At 64.4% G+C, this 21,078-nt stretch carries 22 protein-coding genes and 1 tRNA gene; 11 read left to right on the top strand and 12 right to left on the bottom strand.

Annotation, left to right across the window (positions count from 1 at the left end; all coding sequences use genetic code 11):
- Positions 1-87: 87 nt before the first annotated feature.
- From ACP7B7_RS23620 to ACP7B7_RS23645, 6 genes are all read right to left on the bottom strand, one after another.
- Complete coding sequence (locus ACP7B7_RS23620; RefSeq protein ID WP_308922405.1) at positions 88-378, bottom strand: hypothetical protein; 291 nt, start codon at positions 376-378, stop codon at positions 88-90.
- Positions 379-622: 244 nt separating this feature from the next.
- Entirely contained in the window at positions 623-1,546 is a 924-nt protein-coding gene (locus ACP7B7_RS23625; protein WP_308922404.1) for an SAM hydrolase/SAM-dependent halogenase family protein, read from the bottom strand.
- 12 nt (positions 1,547-1,558) lie between these two features.
- Positions 1,559-4,036, bottom strand: a complete 2,478-nt coding sequence (locus ACP7B7_RS23630) for a TonB-dependent receptor plug domain-containing protein (RefSeq protein WP_426078329.1) — start codon at positions 4,034-4,036, stop codon at positions 1,559-1,561.
- 116 nt (positions 4,037-4,152) lie between these two features.
- Positions 4,153-5,031, bottom strand: coding sequence for an NAD(P)H-hydrate dehydratase (locus ACP7B7_RS23635; RefSeq protein WP_426078330.1), 879 nt, complete (start codon positions 5,029-5,031; stop codon positions 4,153-4,155).
- A 12-nt stretch (positions 5,032-5,043) separates the two neighbouring features.
- Positions 5,044-5,808, bottom strand: coding sequence for a histidine phosphatase family protein (locus tag ACP7B7_RS23640; RefSeq protein ID WP_308922401.1), 765 nt, complete (start codon positions 5,806-5,808; stop codon positions 5,044-5,046).
- Positions 5,809-5,872: 64 nt separating this feature from the next.
- Entirely contained in the window at positions 5,873-7,273 is a 1,401-nt protein-coding gene (locus tag ACP7B7_RS23645) for an L-cystine transporter (RefSeq protein ID WP_426078331.1), read from the bottom strand.
- A 282-nt stretch (positions 7,274-7,555) separates the two neighbouring features.
- On the opposite strand from ACP7B7_RS23645, the gene ACP7B7_RS23650 reads away from it, so the two are divergent.
- The 4 genes from ACP7B7_RS23650 (at position 7,556) to ACP7B7_RS23665 (ending at position 9,394) form a co-directional block, all read left to right on the top strand.
- Positions 7,556-7,933: a nuclear transport factor 2 family protein gene (locus ACP7B7_RS23650; protein ID WP_308922399.1), complete on the top strand. Its 378-nt coding sequence runs from the start codon at positions 7,556-7,558 to the stop codon at positions 7,931-7,933.
- Between the two features lie 9 nt (positions 7,934-7,942).
- Positions 7,943-8,329: a hypothetical protein gene (locus tag ACP7B7_RS23655; protein ID WP_308922398.1), complete on the top strand. Its 387-nt coding sequence runs from the start codon at positions 7,943-7,945 to the stop codon at positions 8,327-8,329.
- A 65-nt stretch (positions 8,330-8,394) separates the two neighbouring features.
- Positions 8,395-8,865: a hypothetical protein gene (locus ACP7B7_RS23660; RefSeq protein WP_426078332.1), complete on the top strand. Its 471-nt coding sequence runs from the start codon at positions 8,395-8,397 to the stop codon at positions 8,863-8,865.
- Between the two features lies 1 nt (position 8,866).
- Complete coding sequence (locus tag ACP7B7_RS23665) at positions 8,867-9,394, top strand: hypothetical protein (RefSeq protein WP_426078333.1); 528 nt, start codon at positions 8,867-8,869, stop codon at positions 9,392-9,394.
- On the opposite strand, the gene ACP7B7_RS23670 is transcribed toward ACP7B7_RS23665, so the two are convergent.
- The 3 genes from ACP7B7_RS23670 to ACP7B7_RS23680 all read right to left on the bottom strand — a co-directional run bounded on the left by ACP7B7_RS23670 (position 9,391) and on the right by ACP7B7_RS23680 (position 10,975).
- Positions 9,391-10,023: an IMPACT family protein gene (locus tag ACP7B7_RS23670; protein WP_426078334.1), complete on the bottom strand. Its 633-nt coding sequence runs from the start codon at positions 10,021-10,023 to the stop codon at positions 9,391-9,393. The two genes, ACP7B7_RS23665 and ACP7B7_RS23670, sit on opposite strands and share 4 nt — an antisense overlap.
- A 59-nt stretch (positions 10,024-10,082) precedes the next feature.
- A tRNA-Lys gene (locus ACP7B7_RS23675) sits at positions 10,083-10,158 on the bottom strand.
- Between the two features lie 61 nt (positions 10,159-10,219).
- Positions 10,220-10,975: an SDR family NAD(P)-dependent oxidoreductase gene (locus ACP7B7_RS23680; RefSeq protein WP_426078335.1), complete on the bottom strand. Its 756-nt coding sequence runs from the start codon at positions 10,973-10,975 to the stop codon at positions 10,220-10,222.
- A gap of 118 nt (positions 10,976-11,093) precedes the next feature.
- Between ACP7B7_RS23680 and ACP7B7_RS23685 the strand changes: the two genes are divergently transcribed.
- Positions 11,094-11,480, top strand: a complete 387-nt coding sequence (locus tag ACP7B7_RS23685) for a VOC family protein (protein WP_426078336.1) — start codon at positions 11,094-11,096, stop codon at positions 11,478-11,480.
- Here ACP7B7_RS23685 and ACP7B7_RS23690 read toward each other — a convergent pair.
- Both ACP7B7_RS23690 and ACP7B7_RS23695 read right to left on the bottom strand, forming a co-directional pair.
- A complete protein-coding gene (locus ACP7B7_RS23690) occupies positions 11,426-12,673 on the bottom strand; it encodes an MFS transporter (RefSeq protein ID WP_426078337.1) in 1,248 nt (415 codons plus the stop codon). The genes ACP7B7_RS23685 and ACP7B7_RS23690 overlap by 55 nt on opposite strands.
- A gap of 8 nt (positions 12,674-12,681) precedes the next feature.
- Entirely contained in the window at positions 12,682-13,773 is a 1,092-nt protein-coding gene (locus ACP7B7_RS23695; RefSeq protein ID WP_426078368.1) for an alpha/beta hydrolase, read from the bottom strand.
- Between the two features lie 108 nt (positions 13,774-13,881).
- Between ACP7B7_RS23695 and ACP7B7_RS23700 the strand changes: the two genes are divergently transcribed.
- Together ACP7B7_RS23700 and ACP7B7_RS23705 are read left to right on the top strand one after the other, a co-directional pair.
- Entirely contained in the window at positions 13,882-14,805 is a 924-nt protein-coding gene (locus ACP7B7_RS23700) for a LysR family transcriptional regulator (protein WP_426078338.1), read from the top strand.
- A complete protein-coding gene (locus tag ACP7B7_RS23705) occupies positions 14,802-16,289 on the top strand; it encodes an MDR family MFS transporter (RefSeq protein WP_426078339.1) in 1,488 nt (495 codons plus the stop codon). The genes ACP7B7_RS23700 and ACP7B7_RS23705 overlap by 4 nt, the downstream gene beginning before the upstream one ends.
- Here ACP7B7_RS23705 and ACP7B7_RS23710 read toward each other — a convergent pair.
- Positions 16,283-17,371 (bottom strand): NADH:flavin oxidoreductase/NADH oxidase, encoded by a 1,089-nt coding sequence (locus ACP7B7_RS23710; protein WP_426078340.1) that lies wholly within the window; start codon positions 17,369-17,371, stop codon positions 16,283-16,285. The genes ACP7B7_RS23705 and ACP7B7_RS23710 overlap by 7 nt on opposite strands.
- Before the next feature lie 92 nt (positions 17,372-17,463).
- Here ACP7B7_RS23710 and ACP7B7_RS23715 point away from each other — a divergent pair, with 92 nt between their 5' ends.
- The 4 genes from ACP7B7_RS23715 to ACP7B7_RS23730 all read left to right on the top strand — a co-directional run bounded on the left by ACP7B7_RS23715 (position 17,464) and on the right by ACP7B7_RS23730 (position 21,007).
- Positions 17,464-17,772 (top strand): ArsR/SmtB family transcription factor, encoded by a 309-nt coding sequence (locus ACP7B7_RS23715; protein ID WP_308922390.1) that lies wholly within the window; start codon positions 17,464-17,466, stop codon positions 17,770-17,772.
- A gap of 6 nt (positions 17,773-17,778) precedes the next feature.
- On the top strand, positions 17,779-19,167 hold the full coding sequence (locus ACP7B7_RS23720) for a hypothetical protein (RefSeq protein ID WP_426078341.1): 1,389 nt from the start codon (positions 17,779-17,781) through the stop codon (positions 19,165-19,167).
- 131 nt (positions 19,168-19,298) lie between these two features.
- On the top strand, positions 19,299-20,423 hold the full coding sequence (locus ACP7B7_RS23725; RefSeq protein ID WP_308922388.1) for an acyltransferase family protein: 1,125 nt from the start codon (positions 19,299-19,301) through the stop codon (positions 20,421-20,423).
- Positions 20,424-20,515: 92 nt separating this feature from the next.
- Positions 20,516-21,007 (top strand): VOC family protein, encoded by a 492-nt coding sequence (locus ACP7B7_RS23730; RefSeq protein WP_426078342.1) that lies wholly within the window; start codon positions 20,516-20,518, stop codon positions 21,005-21,007.
- Positions 21,008-21,078: the final 71 nt, after the last annotated feature.

Raw genomic sequence — 21,078 nt, forward strand, 5'->3', positions numbered from 1 at the left:
AAGGATCCCGCCCACTATCTGGCGGGACTGGAGAAACTGTGCGATGAGCTAAATGTGCTGACCTAGTTTTTTTTGCGGTCGCCGGGCTTAGCTGCCGCTTGGCGGTGGTGGCGTCGTGCCGCCCGGCGGCGTGGTACCTCCCGGCGGCGTTGTCGTGCCGTCCGGTGGGGTGGTGCCGGCCGGTGGCGGGGTGGTGGTGTCTGGCGGTGGCGTGGTCGGGGCGGGCGCCGTATCGGCCGGCGGCGTGGCTGGCGTCACAGTGGTGGCTGGCGGCGTGGTGGCCGCCGTATCCTCGCGCTTGTTGCAGCCGGCCAGCAGCGCGCACACAATCGCGCTGCCGAAGACAATTTTGCTGGTGGTAATCAGTGGTGCCGTCATGATTTTCCCTTTCGGTGAACAACCTGTTGTCGGATTCCTTGCCGGTTCAGAACAAGGCTGGCATCGCTTGCCAAAATTAGAGTGGGCAGACGGCCGCAGGTTCACGCGATTTACAAATCGACACAGATTGCCGGGGAGCGGCGGCAGTTTTGTTTGCGCCTGCGCAAGCGCGAGACGCAAGCGTGAGGCGCAAGCGCGGGACTCAAAGCAGAAGGCCAGGACAGAACGTCCTGGCCGTTTGGCCTTACTTGTTATTGACTTTGCTCACTTCGACTTGCCAGTCCACGCCCGACTCGATATGGTGTTTGGCCGCAAAGTCGCCCTGGCTGATGGCCACGGCCACGTCCAGCAAGCTGTTCAGGTAGACCAGTGGCTTGCCCTTGGCCACGCCGCCAAACGTGTGTTCGAACGGCGCCGTGACTTTCGCCACCTGCTTGCCTTTGTGCAAAATGCGCACTTGCAGCGGATCGTGCGGTTGGACGCCCAGTTCATCGAGCAGCGCTTTCGGGATATTCGTCCACACATTGCCATACTTGACGTCCAGCACCGGCACGATGCCGCGGATGGTATTGCCGTCGCGCACGGCGTGCTGGTAGGCGATCTTCACCACCGACTCGCTCGGCAACTGCGGGCCCACCTGTTCATAAGTGATGGCGCCCGAGGCCAGGCGCGCACCGACATAGGCGTAGACGTCGCGGCCATGGAAGGTATACGACTCGGCGGAGCCGGCCAGGCGGTTGACCTTTTCATCGATCTCGCGCAGTTCGGCCACGCCGTCGCGCTCGGCGATCAGGGTAAACAAGCCATTGTCGGGACCGACGAAATAGCGGCCGTTTTTCGTTTTCAAGACCACCGACTTGCGCTGGGTGCCCACGCCCGGATCGATTACGGAAACGAATACCGTGCCCTCGGGCCAGTAGTTGGCCGTCTGGTACAGGCGGTAGGCGCCGAGCCAGATATCGTAGTCGGGTATCTGGTGCGTCAGGTCGGAAATGGTGAGCTTGGGATCGACGCCATAGGCCACGCCATGCATGGCCGAGACGGCGCCGTCGGCGGTGCCGAAATCGGTCATCAGCACCAGCGGCGTGGCCGCTTGCGCCTGGGTGGACAGCAGCAGCGCGCCCAGGCAGGCGCCGGCGACGAGTCGGGAGAGTTTCTTGATGATCATGTGTAGTCCTGGTTAAAACGTATAGCTCAGCTTGGCGTAGAAGTACGCGCCGTTCACGCCGATCGGGTTGATGAAATTGTAGGGCAGGGCGCCGCCATAGGTGGCGTTATTGGTCTCGCGCACGCGCTGCGGATAGCGGTCCAGGATATTGTTGCCGCCCACGCTCACCGTCAGCTGTCTGGAGAGTTTCAACTGGCCTTCCAGGTCCAGCGACCAGACGGCGCCGAAGCGCTGCGCCGGAATGCCGTCGATCAGCGGTGCCTCGCTGTCATACGAGAAATCCTTCAGCTCGCCAAAACGGGTGGCGCGCGCCTGCACGCCCCAGCTCGCTCCCTGCCAGTCGGCGCCCAGGATCAGCTTGCTTTTCGGCGAGGCGTTCCTGATGCGGAACAGGCTGGTGTCGGTCAGCAGGGTGAGCTCGGGATCGATGGCGGCCAGCGCGCCGGAACTCTGGCGCACCTTGTCGAGGCTGGTCTTGTTCAGATTGAGCGCCGCGTTCAGGTTCAGCTTGCCACCAGATACCGCCAGGTCATGGTTCAGCACCACGTCCAGGCCTTTGGTCCGCGTGTCGAGCAGGTTGGCCAGGTAGGCCACCGACTGGATATCGCTGCGCCCTTGTTGTGCCAGGTAGGCGGTGACCGCATCGCTTTGCAAATCACTGGAACGCGTGATGCGGTCGCGGATGCGGATCACATAGGCGTCCACCGTCAGGCTGGTGGCTTTCGCCGGTTTCCAGGCCAGGCCCAGCGACAGATTGGTCGATTTTTCCGGCTTTAAGTCCTGCGCGCCGAAGCTGCGGGCCAAAGCATCGCTGGCTGGCAGCAGGGCCGACGTCTGCAGCGCCGTGCCGTCCGCATTGAAGTTCAGGGTGGCGAAGCGGAAACCCGTCTGCACCAGGGCCGGCGCGCGGAAACTGTTCGATAGCGAGCCGCGCAGCAGGAAGTCGTCCGTGACTTTAAAACGCGTGGACAACTTGCCCGTGCTGGCGCTGCCGAAGTCGCTGTAGTCGGAATAGCGGGCGGCGGCGCCCACCAGCAGGCGCGGCGTGAGATCGGTTTCCGCGTCGAGATAGATGGAGCGGATCTGGCGGCTGCCGTCGTACGTGTCGGACGGACGCAGGCCCGGGCCCGCTTGCGCGCCCGGTGGCGCGTCGGTGAGGCTGCCTGCCGCATACGAGGCCGGGTCGCCGGCGGAACTTTGGTAGGTTTCGCGCATCCATTCGGCGCCGACGGCCAGGCTCAGGGCGGCCGGCAGGCCGATCTCGATGTTGCGCGTGGCGTCCAGGTTCAGCGCGTTCTGGCGGAAATCGAAGCTGGCCAGGTGGAAACTGGTGGGGCTGGCCGCGCCCAGCGAGGCGTTGACGGAGTGGCTGACGCCGTAGTCGAAGCGGTCGCCGCCGTGGCGCGCGCTCAGGTCCCAGCTCCAGCTGGCCGTGGTGCCGCGCAGGCCGGCCACCAGGCTGACGTCGCGCTTGTCGCCATTGGTGACGGGGCGGTAGCCGTTCGGGTACAGCGCCAGCACGTTCGACGGGTCGCCCGGATAGCGGAAGTAGGCGCTGCCGTCGGACTTGCGGTCGTTGGCGGTGGCAAACGAATACAGGTCCAGGCCATTTTCAAGCGGCAACAGCGCGTTATAGAAGGCATAGTTGTTGTGCTGGCGCGAGTCGCCCGACTTGAATACCACCTTGCCGTCCAGCGCCTGGTCGGCCGGCGTGAAATTGTACGAGGTCCAGCCCGCATCGCTGGGACCGGCACGGTCGGTGGGCGAGCGGCGCCGCGTTTCCGCGCCGAAGCGAAAATAGCCGGCGTCGCCCAGCGGCACGCCGTAGTCGGCGTTGACGATGGTGGTCTGGCCGTCCGTCAGGGTCTGGTCCGTCGGGTCGAATTTGGTATGGTTGGCGCCGTAGCTGACCGAGGCCGAACCGCCCGTGCGGGCTTTTTTCAGCACGATATTGATCACGCCGGCCACCGCGTCGCTGCCGTACTGGGCGCCGGCGCCGTCGCGCAGGATCTCGATATGGTCGATCGCGCCCGGCGGGATCGCATTGATGTCGACCGGCACCGTGCCCGAGAAGCTGCTTTCCGTGTCCAGCACGGCGCTGGTATGTCTGCGCTTGCCGTTGATCAGCACCAGCACCTGGTCCGGCGCCAGGCCGCGCAGCTGGATGCCGCGCACGGAATCCGACGCGCCGCTCGATTCGATGCGCGGGAAGTTGATCGATGGCGACAGGTTTTGCAGGGCCGCGCCGACATCGCCGGTGGACAGGGCGTTGCTCACTTCGCGCGCGCCGAAGCGGTCGATCGGTACCGTGCTGTCGAACACGGTGCGGTTGCGCACGCGCGAACCGACCACGGTGACCTGGTCGATGCTGGCGGTCTCAAGGTTGGCGTCTGTCGTATCTTGCGCCCATGCCGGTGCTGACAGCATGGCGCAGGCGATGACGATGGTGCGCAGCGGGGTAGAAGGAACGGAAAAATGGCGAGATGGCACGGCGGTCCTTTAAGCTTGATCATATGGAAACTGTTGATCGAAGCTTAAGGGAGGGCAGCGGCGGGGCTAACGATTCTTTCCGGATATGCTTATGCTGTTGTTTTTACGTTCGCACGTCAGGCAGCCAGATGCCGCAATAGCGCCGGCACTTCGGCCGGAATCTCGCGCGCCAGGTAGCCGAGCAGGCCGAAGCGCAAGGCCAGCTGGTCGCCGGCCAGCGCATGCAGGGCGATGCCCCAGGCACATGCTTGTTCCAGTGGCGCACCGCGCGCGGCCAGGCCCGTGATGATGCCGGCCAGGGTGTCGCCCGAACCGGAAATGGCCAGGCCCACATTGCCGCCTTCATGCGACCAGCACTGGCCGCCGGGCGTGGCGATGATGGTGAGCGCGCCTTTCAGCGCCACCACCGCATTCCAGCGCTGCGCCGCCTCCAGCGCCGCGCCTTGCGGGTCGGCCAGGATGGCTTCCTTGGACTGGCGCGTCAGGTGCGCCATTTCGCCCGCGTGCGGCGTCAGCAGTACCGGCTGGGCAAAGCGGAAATTGCCGGAGTTGCAGACCACCTTCATGGCGCAGGCGTCGATAATCATGCGGCTGCCGGCAAACACGGGCAAGAGGCAGCGCATCAGTTCGCAACTGGCCGCGTCATCGCTCATGCCGGGTCCGACCAGCACCGCGCTGACCTTGCCGGCCAGCGGCGCCAGCCGCTCTTTCGCTTCGCGCCGGAAACCGCCGTGCGCCGTTTCTTCCAGCGCGATCACCTTCGCTTCCGGCATGGCGATCGCCACCTGCGGCGCCACGCTGGCGGCCGTGGCCAGGGTCAGCTTGCCTGCGCCCGCGCGCAAGGCCGCAGTGGCGGCCAGCAAGATGGCGCCCGGCATTTTGCGCGAGCCGCCGATAATCAAGAGGTGGCCGCGCACTTCCTTGTCGCCGTCGGGTGTGGGCATCGGCAGCGGCCAGCCGCGCAGCAGGGCGGCGGTGATGGCGGTGGCGTTCATCCGCTCTCCTTGTCAGGCCTTGGGCGCGGCCGGCATGTCGGGCTGGTCGGTGACGGGCGTGCCCGAGTCTTCCAGTGGCGCGACAAAATTGCACAGGTCCAGTTGCAGCTTGCCGTGCTTGCCCAAGGCAGCATTGAAGGCATAGGAGGTGACGCCGCAGTTGGGCACGTCGGCCGCCTTGTCGATCGCCAGGATGGCCTGCTCGTCGCAGCGTTCCAGCAGGTAGCGGAAGCAGTTGACGATCACCTGGTGGCCGACGATCAGCACGCGCTCGCCGCGGTATTCGCGGGTCACGGTATCGAGCACGCTGCGCAGGCGCAAGATCACGTCGCACCAGCTTTCGCCACCCGGTGGGCGGAAATAAAACTTGCCCACATGCTGGCGCTGCTCGTGCAGTTCCGGATATTTGCTGGCGATGCCGTGCACGGTGAGCCGGTCGAGAATGCCGAACTCCTTTTCGCGCAGGCGCTCGTCGGCCACCACCGAGACGAGCGAGGATTTGTCGAGTTTGCCCAGCACCGCCTGCGCCGTTTCACGCGCACGTACATACGGCGAATACAGCACCACGGTCGGTTGTTGTTCGGGGGGAAGGGAGACAAACCAGTCGCCCAGCGCCTGGGCCTGCTGTTCGCCCAGGGTGGACAGGGGCACGTCGACATCGCGCTCGGCAATGCTGATCAACAGCTGTTTTTCCGCTTCGGCCGTATCGCGCGCCACGTTGCCGGCGCTCTGGCCATGACGCACGATCCAGATTTGTTGCGGCCATTTCTGTTCCATCGCCTGCCTCTTTCATCCATATCAATTAATTATCAATATAGACGAAAGCGGCAAACGGTGGCGCTCAGACGGCGTGCTCGACCTCGTCCAGGTCGGCTGCCGTCTCGCTGTTGTAGACGGCCAGGTCGGTCTGCCCCATGACGCGGCTGGTGACGGTGCCGGCCGTGATCGAGCCGCTGACGTTGAGCGCGGTGCGGCCCATGTCGATCAAGGGTTCCACGGAAATCAGCAAGCCGGCCAGGGCCACCGGCAGGTCCATCGCCGACAGCACGATCAGCGCGGCAAAGGTGGCGCCGCCGCCGACGCCGGCCACGCCGATCGAACCGATGGTGACGATGGCCAGCAAGGGCAGCAGGAAACTGACGGTAAACGGATCGACGCCGACGGTGGGCGCGATCATCACGGCCAGCATGGCGGGATAAATGCCGGCGCAGCCGTTCTGGCCGATGGTCGAGCCGAACGACGCGGCGAAGTTGGCGATGCCTTCCGGCGTGCCCAGGCGCTTGGTCTGGGTCTGCACGCTCATCGGGATCGACCCGGCGCTGGTGCGCGAGGTGAACGCAAACGCCAGCACGGGGAACACTTTCTTCACGAAGCGCAGCGGGTTCAGCCCGGTGCCGGCGATGATCGCCAGGTGCACCAGGAACATCAAGATCAGGGCGCTGTACGAGGCCACCACGAAATTGATCAGTTTCAATATGTCGGTGTAGCTCGAACTCGATACCACCTCGAACATCAGCGCAAACACGCCATACGGCGTCAGGCGCAGCACCAGAGTGACCATGCGCATGACGATGGCGTGCGCCACTTTCATGAACTGTTCGAACGAGGCAAAGATCTCGGGCTTTTTCGCGGCGATGCCGGTGGCCGAAATGCCGATGAAGATGGCGAACACGACCACCGCGATGGTCGAGGTCTTGCGCGCGCCCGTCATGTCGAGGAAGGGGTTGGCCGGCACGAAGCTGATCAGCAGTTTCGGCAGCGACAAGGCCTTGGCCGTTTCCAGCGAGCCCTGCAGCTGCACGCCGCGCGCCACTTCGGCCGCGCTGGAAGTCAGCCCGACGGCGGTCAGGCCGAACAGTTTCGCCATCAGGATGCCGATGGCGGCCGCCACCGTGGTGGTGATCAACAGGATGCCGATGGTCAACACGCTGATCTTGCCCAGTGAACTGGCGTCCTTGAGTTTCAAAATGGCCGAGATGATGGACACCATGATCAACGGCATGATGATCATCTGCAGCAGTTTCACATAGCCGCTGCCGACGATGGCCAGGTATTCATTGGTGCCGGCAATGGCCGCCGCATCGGCGCCATAGATGGCTTGCGCGGCCGCGCCCAGCAGTACGCCCAGGCCCAGGCCGGTAAACACGCGCACGGTAAACGTGGCGTGGCGGCTTTGCTGGCGGAACATGAAGGCGAACACGATCAGTGCGACGATCAGATTGAGAATGATGGTAATTGCCATAGAGGGGCCTTATCCTGACTTTCTTGGTTTTGATTTACTTACGGCATTTTATAGAACTTTGCTGCATGGAACATGGCACCTGCTCTGGTGCCGAAGGGCAGGCACTCTACCGTACTATGGGGGCGTACTGGCCGAACCGGCTGCGAATATTACGCTATATGAATATGTGCGCCTGTTATAAGCCATCGGGTGGATAGTAGAATGCGGGCATTGATGCATGACTTGTGTCAGCATGGCACGCTTGCCTGATGCATAACAGGAACATTACTTGACCAGGAAAACATGAACCAACTGAATGAAGCACAGGTCCTGAACGCGGAAGAGCGGCTGCGCCTGGCCATGATGGATTCCGACGTGGCGCAACTGAATCTGCTGCTGGCCGACGATTTGCTGTTCACCAATCACCTGGGCCATCTGCTCAGCAAACAGGCCGACCTGGCCGCGCATGAACAGCGCTTGCTGACGATTACCGAGCTACAAGTCTCCGAGCAGCAGGTCCGCCTCCAGGGCAATGTGGCGGTGGTCTCGGTACGCATGCGGCTGACAGGCACTTACCACGATGCCGAAACGCATGGCGACTTCCGCTTTACGCGCGTGTGGGCGCAGGCGGTGGATGGTTCCCTGCAAGTGATCGCCGCCCATTCCGGCGTCGTCGCGTAAGGGCGGGCCATGGATCATCGTTCCAAAGGCTGGTTGGTGGAAGCCATTGTCGCGGCAGGGCCGGCCACCGTCGCCATCGCCGGCGGCTTTCCCGTCCTGCTGTACAACCTGGTGCGGACGTATTCGGACGCGCCCGAAGCCAATACCGTGACGGCGCTGCTGCTGGCCGCCAGCCTGTGGGCGCTGGTGGAATTCTGGCGCATCGCGCTGGCCACCGTGGCGCGCAAGGCGTATGCCTTCGACTGGCGTTTCTGGGCCGCCGTCGCCGGCTTCCTGGCCGCCGGCGTGCATTTCCTGCCGGCCATGCCGGCCGGACTGGCGCTGGTGCTGGTGGTGCTGCCGGCATTGGCCTGGCTGCATTTTATTTTGCTGCAGGCAAGGCGGCCGCGCGGCTGAGGCTATAATTTGTCACCGAGTTCCTGTCACACCAGGCACAAGCCCTTCATTTTGAAAGAGTATCGATGCAAGCTCTGTTTGTATTGCTGTTCGTAGCCGGTAGCGCCCTGGCGGATGACGCCGCCATGCTGCAATGCCGGGCGATCGCCGAAGTGCCCGCCCGCGTGGCCTGCTATGACGCGATTCCCGTCGGCGCGGCCGCGCCGCTGGCCGCCCCTGTCGCCGCCGCTGCCGCACCCACGCCGCAGCAGCGCGAACAGGCGTTCGGCATGGCGACCGTCAAGGCGCCCAAGTCGGTCACACCCGAACAGGACAATTCGATCAGCTCGACCATCGCCGGCCGTTTTGATGGCTGGAGCGGCAATGAACTGGTCAGGCTGGCCAATGGCCAGGTATGGCGCATCGTCGACGGCAGCTCCGCCGTGCTGTCGCCGATGACCGATGCCAGGGTCAAGGTCGAGCGTAATGTCATCGGCACCTACTTCCTGAAGATCGACGGCACGAACAATTCGCCGAAAGTGCGGCGGGTGCAGTAATGTGAGTAACATTGCCGATACGCTGGCCTCGCTTGCCGAGCTGGTCCATGCACTGGACTGGCTCGAACCGAATTATCTGACCAAACATTTCGACCGGGCCGCCACCGCCCGCGACATGCATGAAGTCATCCTGGAGTTCAGTTACGCCGCCAATTCCAAGGCGCTGCGCGATACCGGTGACGACCGCGTGCACACGCTGTTGAACGACATCCTGCCGCTGACCGAGACCATCAGGGCATTCTTCAGGATCGATCTGTGGCCAGCCTCGACCGCGCAACTGCAAAGCTGGACGCACGCGTTGTCCACCGCGCCGAGCGGCAAATATGCGTTTCGCGATAACGGCGCGATCAGGATCAGCCTGCTGGACGCCGACTTGCACGGATCGACCTTGTCGGTGCGGCGCATCTGGAGCCATGTCAGCGATTTTTCAGGTTCGTGGACCGAGGTCGAGCTCAAGCTCGATGCGGGCCAGGTTGCCGAATGCAAGGCCAGGCTGGCCAGCTTGCGCAGCTTTCCCTTGCCGCTTTAGTCCTGCTCGCCCAGCCACGCGATGCGCCCATTGCCCGCCTCGTCCAGATGCGCCAGCAGCGCGCTGGCGGCACCCTCGGCCAGGCTGAAATAGAACAGCACCACGTCGCTGTGCGCCACCTCCAGCAAGGTGGCGCCGGCCGCATCGAGTTCGCGCCGCAGCATGCCTTCCATCGCATACGGCACCGTGCAGCGCAGCTGCCGCTGGCGCACGATGGCGGTTTTTTCCGCCTGCAGCAGCGCCTGCGCCACGCTGTCGGTGTAGGCCCGCACCAGCCCACCCGCGCCCAGTTTCACGCCGCCCCAGTAGCGCACCACGGTCGCCAGCACCCCTTCCAGGTCCTGGTGGCGCAGCACGTCCAGCATGGGCCGCCCGGCGGTGCCGCTCGGCTCGCCATCATCGACGGCCGCGGACTGCCCGCCCGCCAGCAGCGCCCAGCACACATGCACCGCGCCCGGATGCTGGGCTTTCAAGCCATTGACGACCTGCTGCGCGCTGGCGCGGTCCGTCATCGGCTGCACGCAACCGATAAAACGGCTTTTCTTGATGATCAGTTCGCTGTGAACGGGGGCGGCGATGGTGAAGGGCATGGGCTTGAGTTCGACTTGAATGCCAGCATGATAGAACATGCGTGCTGAAATGCAAAAAGCCAACCGGTGAAGGTTGGCTTTTACATGAAGCAAATTCTTGGTAGGCCGTGCGGGATTCGAACCTGCGACCAACGGATTAAAAGTCCGCTGCTCTACCAGCTGAGCTAACGACCCAAGGGCGGCTATTATGACCGGCGCCGGGCAATTTTGCAAGCCATGCCGCGCGATTTTTGGATTATGGCGTCACCGTGCGCTTGATGTTCAGCGGTCCATAGCCCTGGCAGGTCGGCATCATTTCGATGCGGTTGATATTGACGTGCGGCGGCAAGGTGGCGATCCAGTAGGCGGTCTCGGCGATGTCTTCGGCCGTCAACGGCTGGGTACCCTCGTAGACCTTGGCCGCCGCTGCATCATTGCCCTTCAGGCGCACGTTCGAAAATTCGGTGCCGCCGCACAGGCCCGGCGCCAGGTTGGTGGCGCGCACGCCGGTGCCGGCCAGGTCGGCGCGCAGGTTCAGGGTGAACTGCTCGACGAAGGCCTTGGTGGCGCCGTACACATTGCCGCCGGGGTAGGGCGTGTCACCAGCCACCGAGCCGAGGTTGATGATGGTGCCGCTGCCGCGCGCCACCATCGCCGGCAGCAGCGCGCGCGTCATGGCGACCAGGCCGCTGATATTGGTGGCGATCATGGTGTCCCAGTCTTCCAGCGACGCTTCGTGCGCCGGCGCCACGTTCAGCGCCAGGCCGGCATTGTTGATCAGCACATCGATGGTTTGCCAGGCGGCCGGAATGCTGTCGAGCGCGGTGTTGATCGAGACCTTGTCGGTCACGTCCAGCAACAGCGGCAGGGCGGCTTCGCCCAGTTCGGCGGCCAGCGCCTGCAGGCGGTCGGTGCGGCGGCCGCTGATGATCACCCGGTGGCCGTTGCGAACGAAAGTGCGTGCCATTGCGGCGCCAAAGCCGGCGGTGGCGCCGGTAATAAAGACAATCATCGTGTGTCCTTGCAAGATAATAAAAGAGGTGGGGTAAATTGTAGTCGAATTAGCTCCTTGTATCATGGCCATGCCCGCCAGAGAAAGGCCGGCCTTCCCCACTTTTCAAGGAGCCATCATGTCACTGATTTCCCATCTTGATCATCTGGTGCTGACCTGCACCGACCTGGAGGCGACCAGGCATTTCTATACCACCGTACTGCAGATGCAGCTGGAAAGCTTTGGCGCGGGCCGCATTGCTTTTCGTTTCGGCAGCCAGAAAATCAATCTGCACCAGCGCGGCGCCGAGTTCGAACCGAAGGCGCATCTGCCGGTGCCCGGTGCGCTCGACCTGTGCTTTATCGCCGCCGTGAAGCTCGACGAGGTGATCGCCCACCTGAACCAGCAGGGCTGGCCAATTGTGGAAGGGCCGGTGAAAAGGACCGGCGCCACCGGACCGATACGCTCGGTCTATGTCCGCGACCCCGACTTGAATCTGATCGAGATTTCGGAAATGCTGGCCTGAGTACGCATTGTGCGCCAGGCCAGCAGCGATGCCAGCAGCAACAGCGCGGCGCTGGCGATCAAGGTCGCGCGGTAGCCGATGCCGTCGAACAGCATGCCGCCGATGACGGAGCCGAGCGCAATGCACAGCTGCACGGTTGCCACCATCAGCCCGCCGCCCGCCTCCGCGTCGCGGGGCAATGCTTTGGCCAGCCACGACCACCAGCCGGTGGGCGCCGCCGTCGCCATCAGGCCCCATAGGCCCAGCAGCACGAATACGGCGGGCAGCCAGCCACCGGCAACCGTCAACGCCAGGGCGATCACGGCCATCAATAGCGGGATCAGCGCCAGCGTGCGGTACATGCTCCATTGCAGCAGGGTGCCGATCAGCATGGTGCCCAGCAAGCCGGCGATGCCGATTACCAGCAGCACCATCGACAAGGTGGAAAAATCGACGCGGGTCACCGTTTCCAGGAACGGGCGCACATAGGTGAACAGCACGAACTGTCCCATGAAGAATGCGCCGACGGCCAGCATGCCGCTCACCACCAAGGGCTGTTTCAGCAGGCTGAAGACATGGCCGCCTCCAGCCGCCGGGCGCGGTGCGGCCTTCATGGTTGGCAGGCTGATCCATTGCCAGGCCAGCGCCAGCAGCGACACCGGTACCAGGCACAAAAAGGCGCCGCGCCAGCCGACGGTGCCGCCCAAGTAGCTGCCCAGGGGCGCCGCGACGACGGTCGCTAGTGCGTTGCCGCCATTGAACACCGCCAGCGCCCTGGCCACGCTGGCCGCTGGCACCAGCCGCATGGCGACGGCGGCCGACATCGACCAGAAGCCACCGACCACCACGCCGATCAGCGCGCGCCCGAGCAGGTAGGCCTGGTAGTTGGGCGCCAGGCCCACGATCAGGCCGGACACGCCCATCAAGCCCGTCAGCAGCAACAGCAGCAGCTTGCGGTCCATATTGCCGGCCAGCCGGGCGATGCTCAAGCTGGCCAGTACGGCAAACGCGCCGGAAATGGCGATGCCGTAGCCGGCCAGCCCCTCGCTGACGCCAAGGTCGCCGGCGATTGGCGTCAGCAGGCTGACGGGCAGGAATTCCGACGCCACCAGCGCGAACACGCACAGGGTCATCGCGAAGACGCCGCTCCATTGGGCGGGCTGGTGCCTGGCTTCGCCTGTTACGGCATGACCGCTCTCGGCGACATCGCTCATGTGCATGTTCACGCCTTCAGGTGGCGGGTGAAGAACGCGTTCAATGTGTCCCAGGGGATCAGTGTCGTGCGGTCATACAGATCGACATGGCCGGCGCCTGCCACCCAGGCCAGCTCTTTCGGCTCGGCCGCCAGGCGATAGGCGTCTTCGCTGAACTCCCTGGAGTGGGCCTGGTCGCCGGCGATGAACAGCAGGGGGCGCGGCGCAATCGTGGCGATGTCGTTGAAGGGATAAAAATTCATGAAGCGCACCTCGCTGCTCAGCATGCGGTTCTGCGTCAGTTCCAGCGTGCGGCCGGCAGGGATGGCGATGCCGCGTGGGGTGCGGTAAAAGGCCCAGAATTCGCGCGTGACGGCGTCCGTATCCTTGCCTGGCTTGAGCGGCAGGTAGTTGAGGAATTCGCCTTTGCCACTGGCGAACTCGCGATCGCGCTGCTGCGCCGCCTTGACCAGCAGGGCCTGGCGCTGCGCCACTGTCAGGGAGTGCCTCAGGCCGTCGCGCGTCACGGCGCCCATGTCATACATGCTGACGGTGGCAATCGCCTTCAATCGCGGGTCGATCTTGGCGGCGCTGATGGCAAAGCTGCCGCTGCCGCAGATGCCCAGCACGCCGATGCGATCGCGGTCGATGAAAGCTTGCGTGCCCAGGTAGTCGACGGCGGCGCTGAATGCTTCCGCATACAGTTCCGGCGCCACCAGGTTGCGCGGCTGGCCCTCGCTTTCACCCCAGAACGGCAGGTCGATGGCCAGCGTGACGAAGCCTTGCTCCGCCAGTTTTTGCGCATACAGCATCGAACTTTGCTCTTTCACCGCGCCCATCGGGTGGCCGACGATGATGGCCGGCGCCCGGCCGGCACGATCGAGGTTGTTGGGCGTTACCAAATTGCCGGCGACCGTCATCCGGTACTGGTTCTTGAAGCGCACCTTGCGCATCACGACCTTGTCGCTCCGGTAGAAATTGTCCGCGCCGTCGGGCATGCCGGCGGCCGGCGGCGTGCCCTGCGCAAGGACCGCGCCACTGGCGCCAGACAAGGTGCCCAGCACCGTGACGGCGCCGGCCGTCTTGAGGAAGGTACGCCGTTCAGCCTGCATTGTTTCCATCTTTTCCATGTTCGCTACTCCTTGTAGGGTCAGGGCATCATGGTGAAGGAAGCGAGGTACTTTGATTAGTGGGTACAATCCGGATGTTATTGTGAAAAAAATTCAGCAATGTCGCACACCAAAATCCATGATCTGCAAGCCTTCCTGGCGGTCGCGCAGGACCAGAGCTTTACCAGGGCGGCGGCCCGGCTGGGCGTGAGCCCTTCCGCGCTCAGCCATGCCATGCGTGCGCTGGAAGAGCGGCTGGGGGTGCGGCTGCTGGCCCGCACCACGCGCAATGTCGCGCCGACGCAGGCAGGGGAGCGTTTGATGCGCTCGATTGCGCCGCTGTTCGAGCAGATCACGGCGGAACTGGAAGCGCTGGGCGAGTTGCGCGACAAGCCCAGCGGCACCATCCGCGTGTCCTGCACCGACGACCAGATCGAGTTGTGCCTGCGCCCGAAGCTCGCTGCGTTCCTGAGCGACTACCCGGATATCACGCTGGAGTTCTATGTGGACTACGGCTTTACGAATGTGGTCGAGCAGCGCTTCGACGCCGGCATACGGATGGGCGAAGCGGTCAGCAAGGACATGATCGCCACCCGGATCGGCCCTGACTGGCGCTTGATGGTGGTCGGCTCGCCGGCCTATTTCGAGCGAAATCCAGCGCCCGCGACGCCGTACGGGCTGACCGGCCATGCCTGCGTGAATATCCGGCACCGGCCAGCCGGCGCCATCTATGCATGGGAATTCGAAAAGGATGGCCAGGCCTTCAGCGTGAAAGTGGAAGGGCAGCTGGTGTTCAACAGCACCATGCATGTCCTGAATGCGGCGCTCGACGGCATCGGCCTGGCGTATGTGCCGGAAGAGCTGGTCGCGCCCTACCTGGCCGATGGCCGGCTGCGGGAAATCCTGCCGGACTGGTGTCCGCGCTTCCAGGGCTTTCATTTGTACTACCCGAACCGGCGCCAGGCGTCGCCCGCATTTTCGGCCTTTGTCGAGGCCTTCAGGTTTCCTGCCAAGCCTGGCCTATTCGAATCGGAACAACCATGAACGATACAAGCAAACACACCGCCGCCCCCATCACCGAACGCGAAGTGCGCGCCGTGTATATCGGCCTGATGGCCGTGCTGGGCCTGGGCGCGCTGGACCAGAGCATCGTCGCCACGGCCTTGCCGCGCATCGTGGATGATCTGGGCGGCATGGCCCATCTGTCGTGGGTGGTGACCGCCTATGTGCTGGCGTCGACCGCCACCATGCCGCTGTACGGCAAGCTGGCCGACCAGTATGGCCGGCGTCCCATGATTTTTACCGCGCTGCTGACCTTTTTGCTGGGCTCGGTGCTGTGCGGACTGGCGCAGAACATGACGGAACTGATCATCTTCCGCGCCATCCAGGGCCTGGGGGCGGGCGGCTTCATGCCGCTGGCGCAAATCATTATCGGCGACATCGTGCCGCCGGCCGAGCGGGGCAAGCGGCAGGGCATGGTGCCGATCGTGTTTGCCGTCACCAGCGTGCTGGGGCCGGTGCTGGGCGGCGTGATTACCGATGCGCTCTCGTGGCACTGGATTTTCTATGTGAACCTGCCGGTCGGCGCGGTGGCCTTTTATATTATCGCCAAGGCGATGCGCAAACCGGTCAAGGCGCACGCGCACAAGATCGATTACCTGGGTTCGGTGCTGCTGACCGGCGCCATCACGGCCGCCTTGCTGGTGCTGGCGCTGGGCGGCACCGAGTGGCCGTGGGATGGCCTGGCGGTCAAGCTCAGCGCCGGCCTGGCCGTGCTGATGGCGGCCTGGCTGCTGCTGCATGTGCGCCGGGTCGACGAGCCGGTGCTGCCGCCCGATCTGTTCCTGAACCGCACTTTCAACATCGCCAGCCTGGTCATGGCCATGACCTTCATGGGCCTGATGGGTGCCAGCGTGTTCTTTCCGCTGTTTTTCCAGCTGGTGATGGGGACCAGTCCGGCCGAATCGGGCGTGATGACGGTGGCGATGATGGTGGGGCTGGTGCTGTCGTCGCTGCTGAACGGCCGCGTGCTGTCGCGTTCGGGCAAGTACAAGATGGTGCAGGTGGTGGGCCTGGGCGTGGCGGTGGCCGCCTTCGGCGTGCTGGCCTGGGCGATGGAAACGGCGCAGGGTTACTGGGTGATCGAGCCGGCCATCTTTTTCCTCGGCGCGGGTCTCGGCCTGGTGATGCCGAACATGACGATTGCGGTGCAAAATGCCTTGCCCTTGTCGCGGCGCGGGGTCGGCACCGCCATGCTGGCCTTCTTCCGCTCGCTAGGGGGACTGCTGGGCGTGACGGCGTCCGGCGCCATCCTCGCGCGCCAGCTGCATGCGCATGGCGTGGAGGCGGTGTCGGCGCTGGGGGCGCACGCGGCGGCGCAGACCGTCGAGGTGTACCGCCATGCGATCGCCAGCGTGTTTGGCGCCGGCGCGGTGCTGCTGCTGGTGGGACTGTTCGCCTTGCTGTTCCTGCCGGAATTGCCGCTGGAGGGATTCGAGGCCAAGGGCAAGGCGAACGAGGGTCAGTAGCGTTCCAGCCAGTGCGCGTACGGCGCCGGCATGGTCCACGAGGCGCGTGGCAGGCCCAGTTCCTTGGCCGCGAAATACGTCCAGTGCGGGTTGGCCAGGTGGGCCTTGCCGACCATGACCACGTCCAGCTGTTCGTCCTGCACCACTTGCTCGGCGATCGTTGGCGTGCCGAAGCCCCAGGCCGACGAGACCGGTACGCCCGCGTCCTTGCGCACGCGTTCGGCGATCGGGCCCATGAAGGCCGGGCCCCAGGGGATCGTCGTGTCGGGAATGGTGAAGCCCATGCTGACGCTGATCATGTCCATGCCGGCGTCCTTGAACTGGCGCACCAGGCCGATCGACTCTAACAGCGTTTCCTCGTCGCGGCCGTCGAATTCGATCACGCCGAAACGGATCGTCAGCGGCAGGTGCTCGGGCCATATTTCGCGCACGGCCTTCAGGGTTTCGAGCAGGAAGCGGCTGCGGTTTTCCAGGCTGCCGCCATAGATGTCGTCGCGCTGGTTGGAATGGGCCGAAAAGAAGCTCTGGCCCAGGTAGCCGTGGGCGAAATGCAGCTCCAGCCATTCGAAGCCGACTTCGCGCGCGCGCAGGGCGGCATCGACGAAGTCCTGGCGCACGCGGGCGATATCGTCCAGGGTCATGGCGCGCGGCACCTTGCCCAGGCCGCCGCCAAACGCGATGGCGGACGGCGCGATGGTTGGCCAGCCGCGCGGATCACCTTCTGCGATATGGTCGTCGCCTTCCCATGGGCGGTTGGCGCTGGCCTTGCGGCCGGCGTGGCCGATCTGGATGCCGGGCACGGCGCCGGCTTTCTTGATTTCCTTGACGATCGGCGCAAAACCTTGTGCCAGCGCGTCGCTCCAGATGCCGGTGCAGCCGGGGGTGATGCGGCCTTCCGGCGAGACGGCCGTCGCTTCGACGATCACCAGGCCGGCGCCGCCACGCGCCATGCCGGCGTAGTGTGACAGATGCCAGTCATTGGCCAGGCCGTCGATGGCCATGTACTGACACATCGGCGGCACGGCGATACGGTTGCGCAGGGTAATATCTTTCAGGTGGTAGGGCTGGAACAGGGCGGACATGGTGGCCTTTGCGAAAAAATGTTGGGTGGTTCGGTACTTCGAAAGTTTTCGAAGAATGGAAGGAGTATAGCGCATGGTGTATGATTCCGCTCATGCGACCACACAAACATCCTGCCGCCAGCGAATTCGTGCTCGAACGCGTGCTGTACGCGCTCAGCGATTCGATCCGCCTGGGCATCGTGCAGCACCTGGCCTGCGTGGAGGCGGCCGCCTGTGGCGACCTCGACGGCGGCCGGCCCAAGTCGACTGTCTCGCATCACTTCAAGGTGCTGCGCGAAGCGGGGCTGGTGTGGACCGAAAACACCGGCACCACCCATATGAACAAGCTGCGACGGGCCGACATGGACAGCCGCTTTCCGGGCTTGCTGGCGGCGATCCTGCAGCAATCATCCGAAGGCTGACACCACATGAAAATGCGCGCACGGTTGTACTGGTGGGGCGCCGCACTGCTGGTCCTGGCGGGCTGCAATCCTTTTACGGAGCCGCCCACGGGCCGCTACGCCGATGTGCTGGAACGCGGCGAAAAGGTCACCATGGCCTTGCCGTACGACGAGTTCACGGTCTTGTCGATCGAATACCGCCAGGGCGGCGGCTCGCTGATGTCCACCGAGCAGCACTCGATGCGTCTGATCCATGGCGCGCAAGTGCTTGTCAAGCATACCGACGCCATCGAACGCTGGACCGACTTCCACATACCCGTCTATTTTGCCAAATTACAAGACGAGTCCGGCGTGCTGGCGCTGGTGCGCGAACGGGACGGCAAGCCGGTGGTCGAAAAAATTGCTCCCTCCATAGACGGCTACCGGGGCACCGCAAAGTATCCACACGGCTTCCCCTGGTCGAAAAGCAGCCGCTACTTTCCCGGCCAGCAGTTGCCCGGCTTCCTCGTCAGCGCTTTTCCGGTCCAGACCATCGTCTTGCCGCGTGCGCTCGATGATGGCGAGAGCCTGCAACTGCGTGCGCTGGCGTCGGTATCGCCCGATGGCAAGTCGTTTGCCTATGTTGACGATGAAGCCGCGCCATCGGTCGTGATGGTGATCGATGGCGATGGCAAGCGGCGCGAACCGATAGCCTTGCCGCGGACTTACCTGGCCCGGCAAGCCGACGAGGAAGCCAACCCCTACGAACCGTTATGGGCCTGGTCGCGTACGGCGCTTGCCTGGCGCAAGAATGGTGCCGGCAGCTGGGACGTGCTGCCCAAGGATATCGTCCTTGGCGCGGCGGGCGGGCGCAAGGTGGTCGAGCAATTGTTTATCGATGAGCAGTCAGGCTATCGCACCTGCTTCGCCGCCGCCAACGCCGCCTGCCTGCCGGGCTGGCGCGCCGCCAGCGCTGCCGAGCTGCGCAAGACGTATTCCAGCGACGCGGCCCATGCGCCGCCGTTTGCCTATGTGCCGTCAGCGGACACCATGGCCTTTGGCGCGCCGGTCAGCCTGTTGCTGCTGTCGAATAATTGCTGCAGCGCGGCTTCCTATCATCTGTATCTTGCTGCGCCACCGGCAGCCATCGTCGCGCAATTGTCCGCGCGCCTGCAGGACAGCAAGATCCCCTTCGTGCGTGTCGATCAATGTCCGCCCCGCAGCGGCAATGACGACAAGTGCGCGGCGCAGCTGGCGGAAAAACTGCAGCGCCCCACATCGCTGGCGCGCGGGCTCGAGCAGCTGCTCAACACCCTGGAGCCGCAGCAGGGCGTGGTGTTCGTGATGCCGGGCATGGCGGTGGCGGTGCGCGCCAACGAGCAGGGCGGCAGCATGATCCAGACCCTGATGCGGGCCGATTTTTCGCGCAAAGATTAGTTCCAGCAAGCAACCGCGCGTCACCTCATCGTTCAGCTCGGCTATCATGTCGGCCTCTCGGGAAAATCATCGTCCCCGCGCCAGTTCGCGCGGCTGGCGGCGAGAAGTACCTGGCAAGGCAAGGATAGGGCATGACGGCAGCAAAGGCAGTTCAAGCGGACCCAGACCATCGTCCGCAGTTTGGCTGGATCAATGTGTTAAAGGCGGGCGCGGCGCAACTGATCGTATTGCACCACCTGGCGTTTTACGGACCGATGTCGGATCTGGTGCAGCCCATGTGGCCGGCGCTGATCGACTGGCTGGGCGACAGTGCGCGCATCGCCGTGCAGGTGTTCCTGGTGATCGGCGGCTTCCTGGCCGCCAAGTCATTGGCGCCCGGCGGCTTGCCCGGATTGGCGCCGTCGCCCCTGTCGGCGATCTGGCGCCGCTATGCCAAGCTGGCGCCGCCCTTTATCGCCGCCACCCTGATCGCGGCGCTGGCCAATGCGCTCGCCTCCGGCGTGATGCTGCACGATTCGATTTCGGCGCCGGCCAGTGTCGGCCAGATCGTCGCCCATGCGCTGCTGCTGCATGGCGTGCTCGGTTATGAATCGCTGTCGGCCGGCGCCTGGTATGTGGCGATCGACTTCCAGCTGTATGCGCTGGCCGCGCTGGTGTTCTGGGGCGCGGGCCGCATTGCCGGCGAGCGGCGCCTGCCATGGCTGGTGCCGGCCATCGTTGCCTGCGGCGTGGCGGCGTCGCTGCTGTACTTCAACCTGGACGCGGACTGGGACAACTGGGCGCCGTATTTCTTCGGCAGCTATGGGCTGGGCATGCTGGCCTGGTGGGCCGGCGACCCGCGCCGCAAGGCCGGCGCCGTGTTGGTGCTGATGCTGCTGCTGGTGGTGCCGGCCTGGCTGGCGCTGGCGGTGGAGTTTCGCAGCCGCATCGAACTGGCATTGGCGGTGGCATGCGTGCTGTTCCTGTGCGGGCGCATGCAAGTCGCGTCCGGCGAACGTGCCTGGCCCCTGATCAATGGCCTGGGCCGTATCTCGTATGCCGTGTTCCTGATCCACTTTCCCGTCAGCCTGCTGGTCAACACGGCGTTTATCCGCTTCGCGCCGCTGCAGCCGGAATGGCAGGCGCTGGGCATGCTGACGGCCTGGGCCGCCAGCCTGGGCGCCGGCGCCGCCTTCCACCGCCGGGTGGAAGTGCCGCTGGGCAGGGTGGTGCAGTCGCTGGTGGGCAAGGTGCTGGTGCGGCCGGTATCGGTTTGAGCGCGGCTTGAACGGCGCACGCTTGCTTGTCCGTAAGGTGCAGGCACGCGCGGCGCTGGTCTTGTACATTATGGTCACCTTCAAGGAGAATCATGATGGCAAAGAACACGATCTGCCTCTGGTACGACCATGACGCGCAAGAGGCCGCGAACTTTTACGCCCGCACCTTTCCAGATAGCGCCGTCGGCGCGATCCACCGTGCGCCGTCCGACTACCCGGGCGGCAAGGCCGGCACCGCGCTGGTGGTCGAATTCACCGTCTGCGGTGTCGCCTGCATCGGCCTCAATGGCGGCGCCGCCTTCAAGCATAACGAAGCCTTCTCGTTCCAGATCGCCACCGATGACCAGGAAGAAACCGACCGCTACTGGAACGCCATCGTCGGGCATGGCGGCGCGGAAAGCGAATGCGGCTGGTGCAAGGACAAGTGGGGCATATCGTGGCAGATCACGCCGCGCGTGCTGACGGACGCCATGGCGCAAGGCGGCGAAGTCGCCCGGCGCGCCTTCGCGGCGATGATGGGCATGCGCAGGATCGACGTGGCCGCGATCGAGGCGGCGGTGCGGGGAGATGCGGCGCCGTCGTAGTCGGGCAAGGCCTGGACTTGATGCTGACTGTGAGCAAGATGCTATGCTGTAGAACTTGCTAACAGTCAACT

It is taken from the genome of Janthinobacterium sp. PSPC3-1 (assembly GCF_049896105.1).
Lineage (GTDB): Bacteria > Pseudomonadota > Gammaproteobacteria > Burkholderiales > Burkholderiaceae_D > Janthinobacterium.

Bases quoted from the DNA above. Each gene is read 5' to 3' on its own strand.
- ACP7B7_RS23620 (WP_308922405.1), bottom strand. From the start codon at position 378: ATGACGGCACCACTGATTACCACCAGCAAAATTGTCTTCGGCAGCGCG.
- ACP7B7_RS23625 (WP_308922404.1), bottom strand. From the start codon at position 1,546: ATGATCATCAAGAAACTCTCCCGACTCGTCGCCGGCGCCTGCCTGGGC.
- ACP7B7_RS23635 (WP_426078330.1), bottom strand. From the start codon at position 5,031: ATGAACGCCACCGCCATCACCGCCGCCCTGCTGCGCGGCTGGCCGCTG.
- ACP7B7_RS23640 (WP_308922401.1), bottom strand. From the start codon at position 5,808: ATGGAACAGAAATGGCCGCAACAAATCTGGATCGTGCGTCATGGCCAG.
- ACP7B7_RS23645 (WP_426078331.1), bottom strand. From the start codon at position 7,273: ATGGCAATTACCATCATTCTCAATCTGATCGTCGCACTGATCGTGTTC.
- ACP7B7_RS23650 (WP_308922399.1), top strand. From the start codon at position 7,556: ATGAACCAACTGAATGAAGCACAGGTCCTGAACGCGGAAGAGCGGCTG.
- ACP7B7_RS23655 (WP_308922398.1), top strand. From the start codon at position 7,943: ATGGATCATCGTTCCAAAGGCTGGTTGGTGGAAGCCATTGTCGCGGCA.
- ACP7B7_RS23660 (WP_426078332.1), top strand. From the start codon at position 8,395: ATGCAAGCTCTGTTTGTATTGCTGTTCGTAGCCGGTAGCGCCCTGGCG.
- ACP7B7_RS23670 (WP_426078334.1), bottom strand. From the start codon at position 10,023: ATGTTCTATCATGCTGGCATTCAAGTCGAACTCAAGCCCATGCCCTTC.
- ACP7B7_RS23680 (WP_426078335.1), bottom strand. From the start codon at position 10,975: ATGATTGTCTTTATTACCGGCGCCACCGCCGGCTTTGGCGCCGCAATG.
- ACP7B7_RS23685 (WP_426078336.1), top strand. From the start codon at position 11,094: ATGTCACTGATTTCCCATCTTGATCATCTGGTGCTGACCTGCACCGAC.
- ACP7B7_RS23690 (WP_426078337.1), bottom strand. From the start codon at position 12,673: ATGAGCGATGTCGCCGAGAGCGGTCATGCCGTAACAGGCGAAGCCAGG.
- ACP7B7_RS23695 (WP_426078368.1), bottom strand. From the start codon at position 13,773: ATGGAAACAATGCAGGCTGAACGGCGTACCTTCCTCAAGACGGCCGGC.
- ACP7B7_RS23700 (WP_426078338.1), top strand. From the start codon at position 13,882: ATGTCGCACACCAAAATCCATGATCTGCAAGCCTTCCTGGCGGTCGCG.
- ACP7B7_RS23705 (WP_426078339.1), top strand. From the start codon at position 14,802: ATGAACGATACAAGCAAACACACCGCCGCCCCCATCACCGAACGCGAA.
- ACP7B7_RS23710 (WP_426078340.1), bottom strand. From the start codon at position 17,371: ATGTCCGCCCTGTTCCAGCCCTACCACCTGAAAGATATTACCCTGCGC.
- ACP7B7_RS23715 (WP_308922390.1), top strand. From the start codon at position 17,464: ATGCGACCACACAAACATCCTGCCGCCAGCGAATTCGTGCTCGAACGC.
- ACP7B7_RS23720 (WP_426078341.1), top strand. From the start codon at position 17,779: ATGAAAATGCGCGCACGGTTGTACTGGTGGGGCGCCGCACTGCTGGTC.
- ACP7B7_RS23725 (WP_308922388.1), top strand. From the start codon at position 19,299: ATGACGGCAGCAAAGGCAGTTCAAGCGGACCCAGACCATCGTCCGCAG.
- ACP7B7_RS23730 (WP_426078342.1), top strand. From the start codon at position 20,516: ATGATGGCAAAGAACACGATCTGCCTCTGGTACGACCATGACGCGCAA.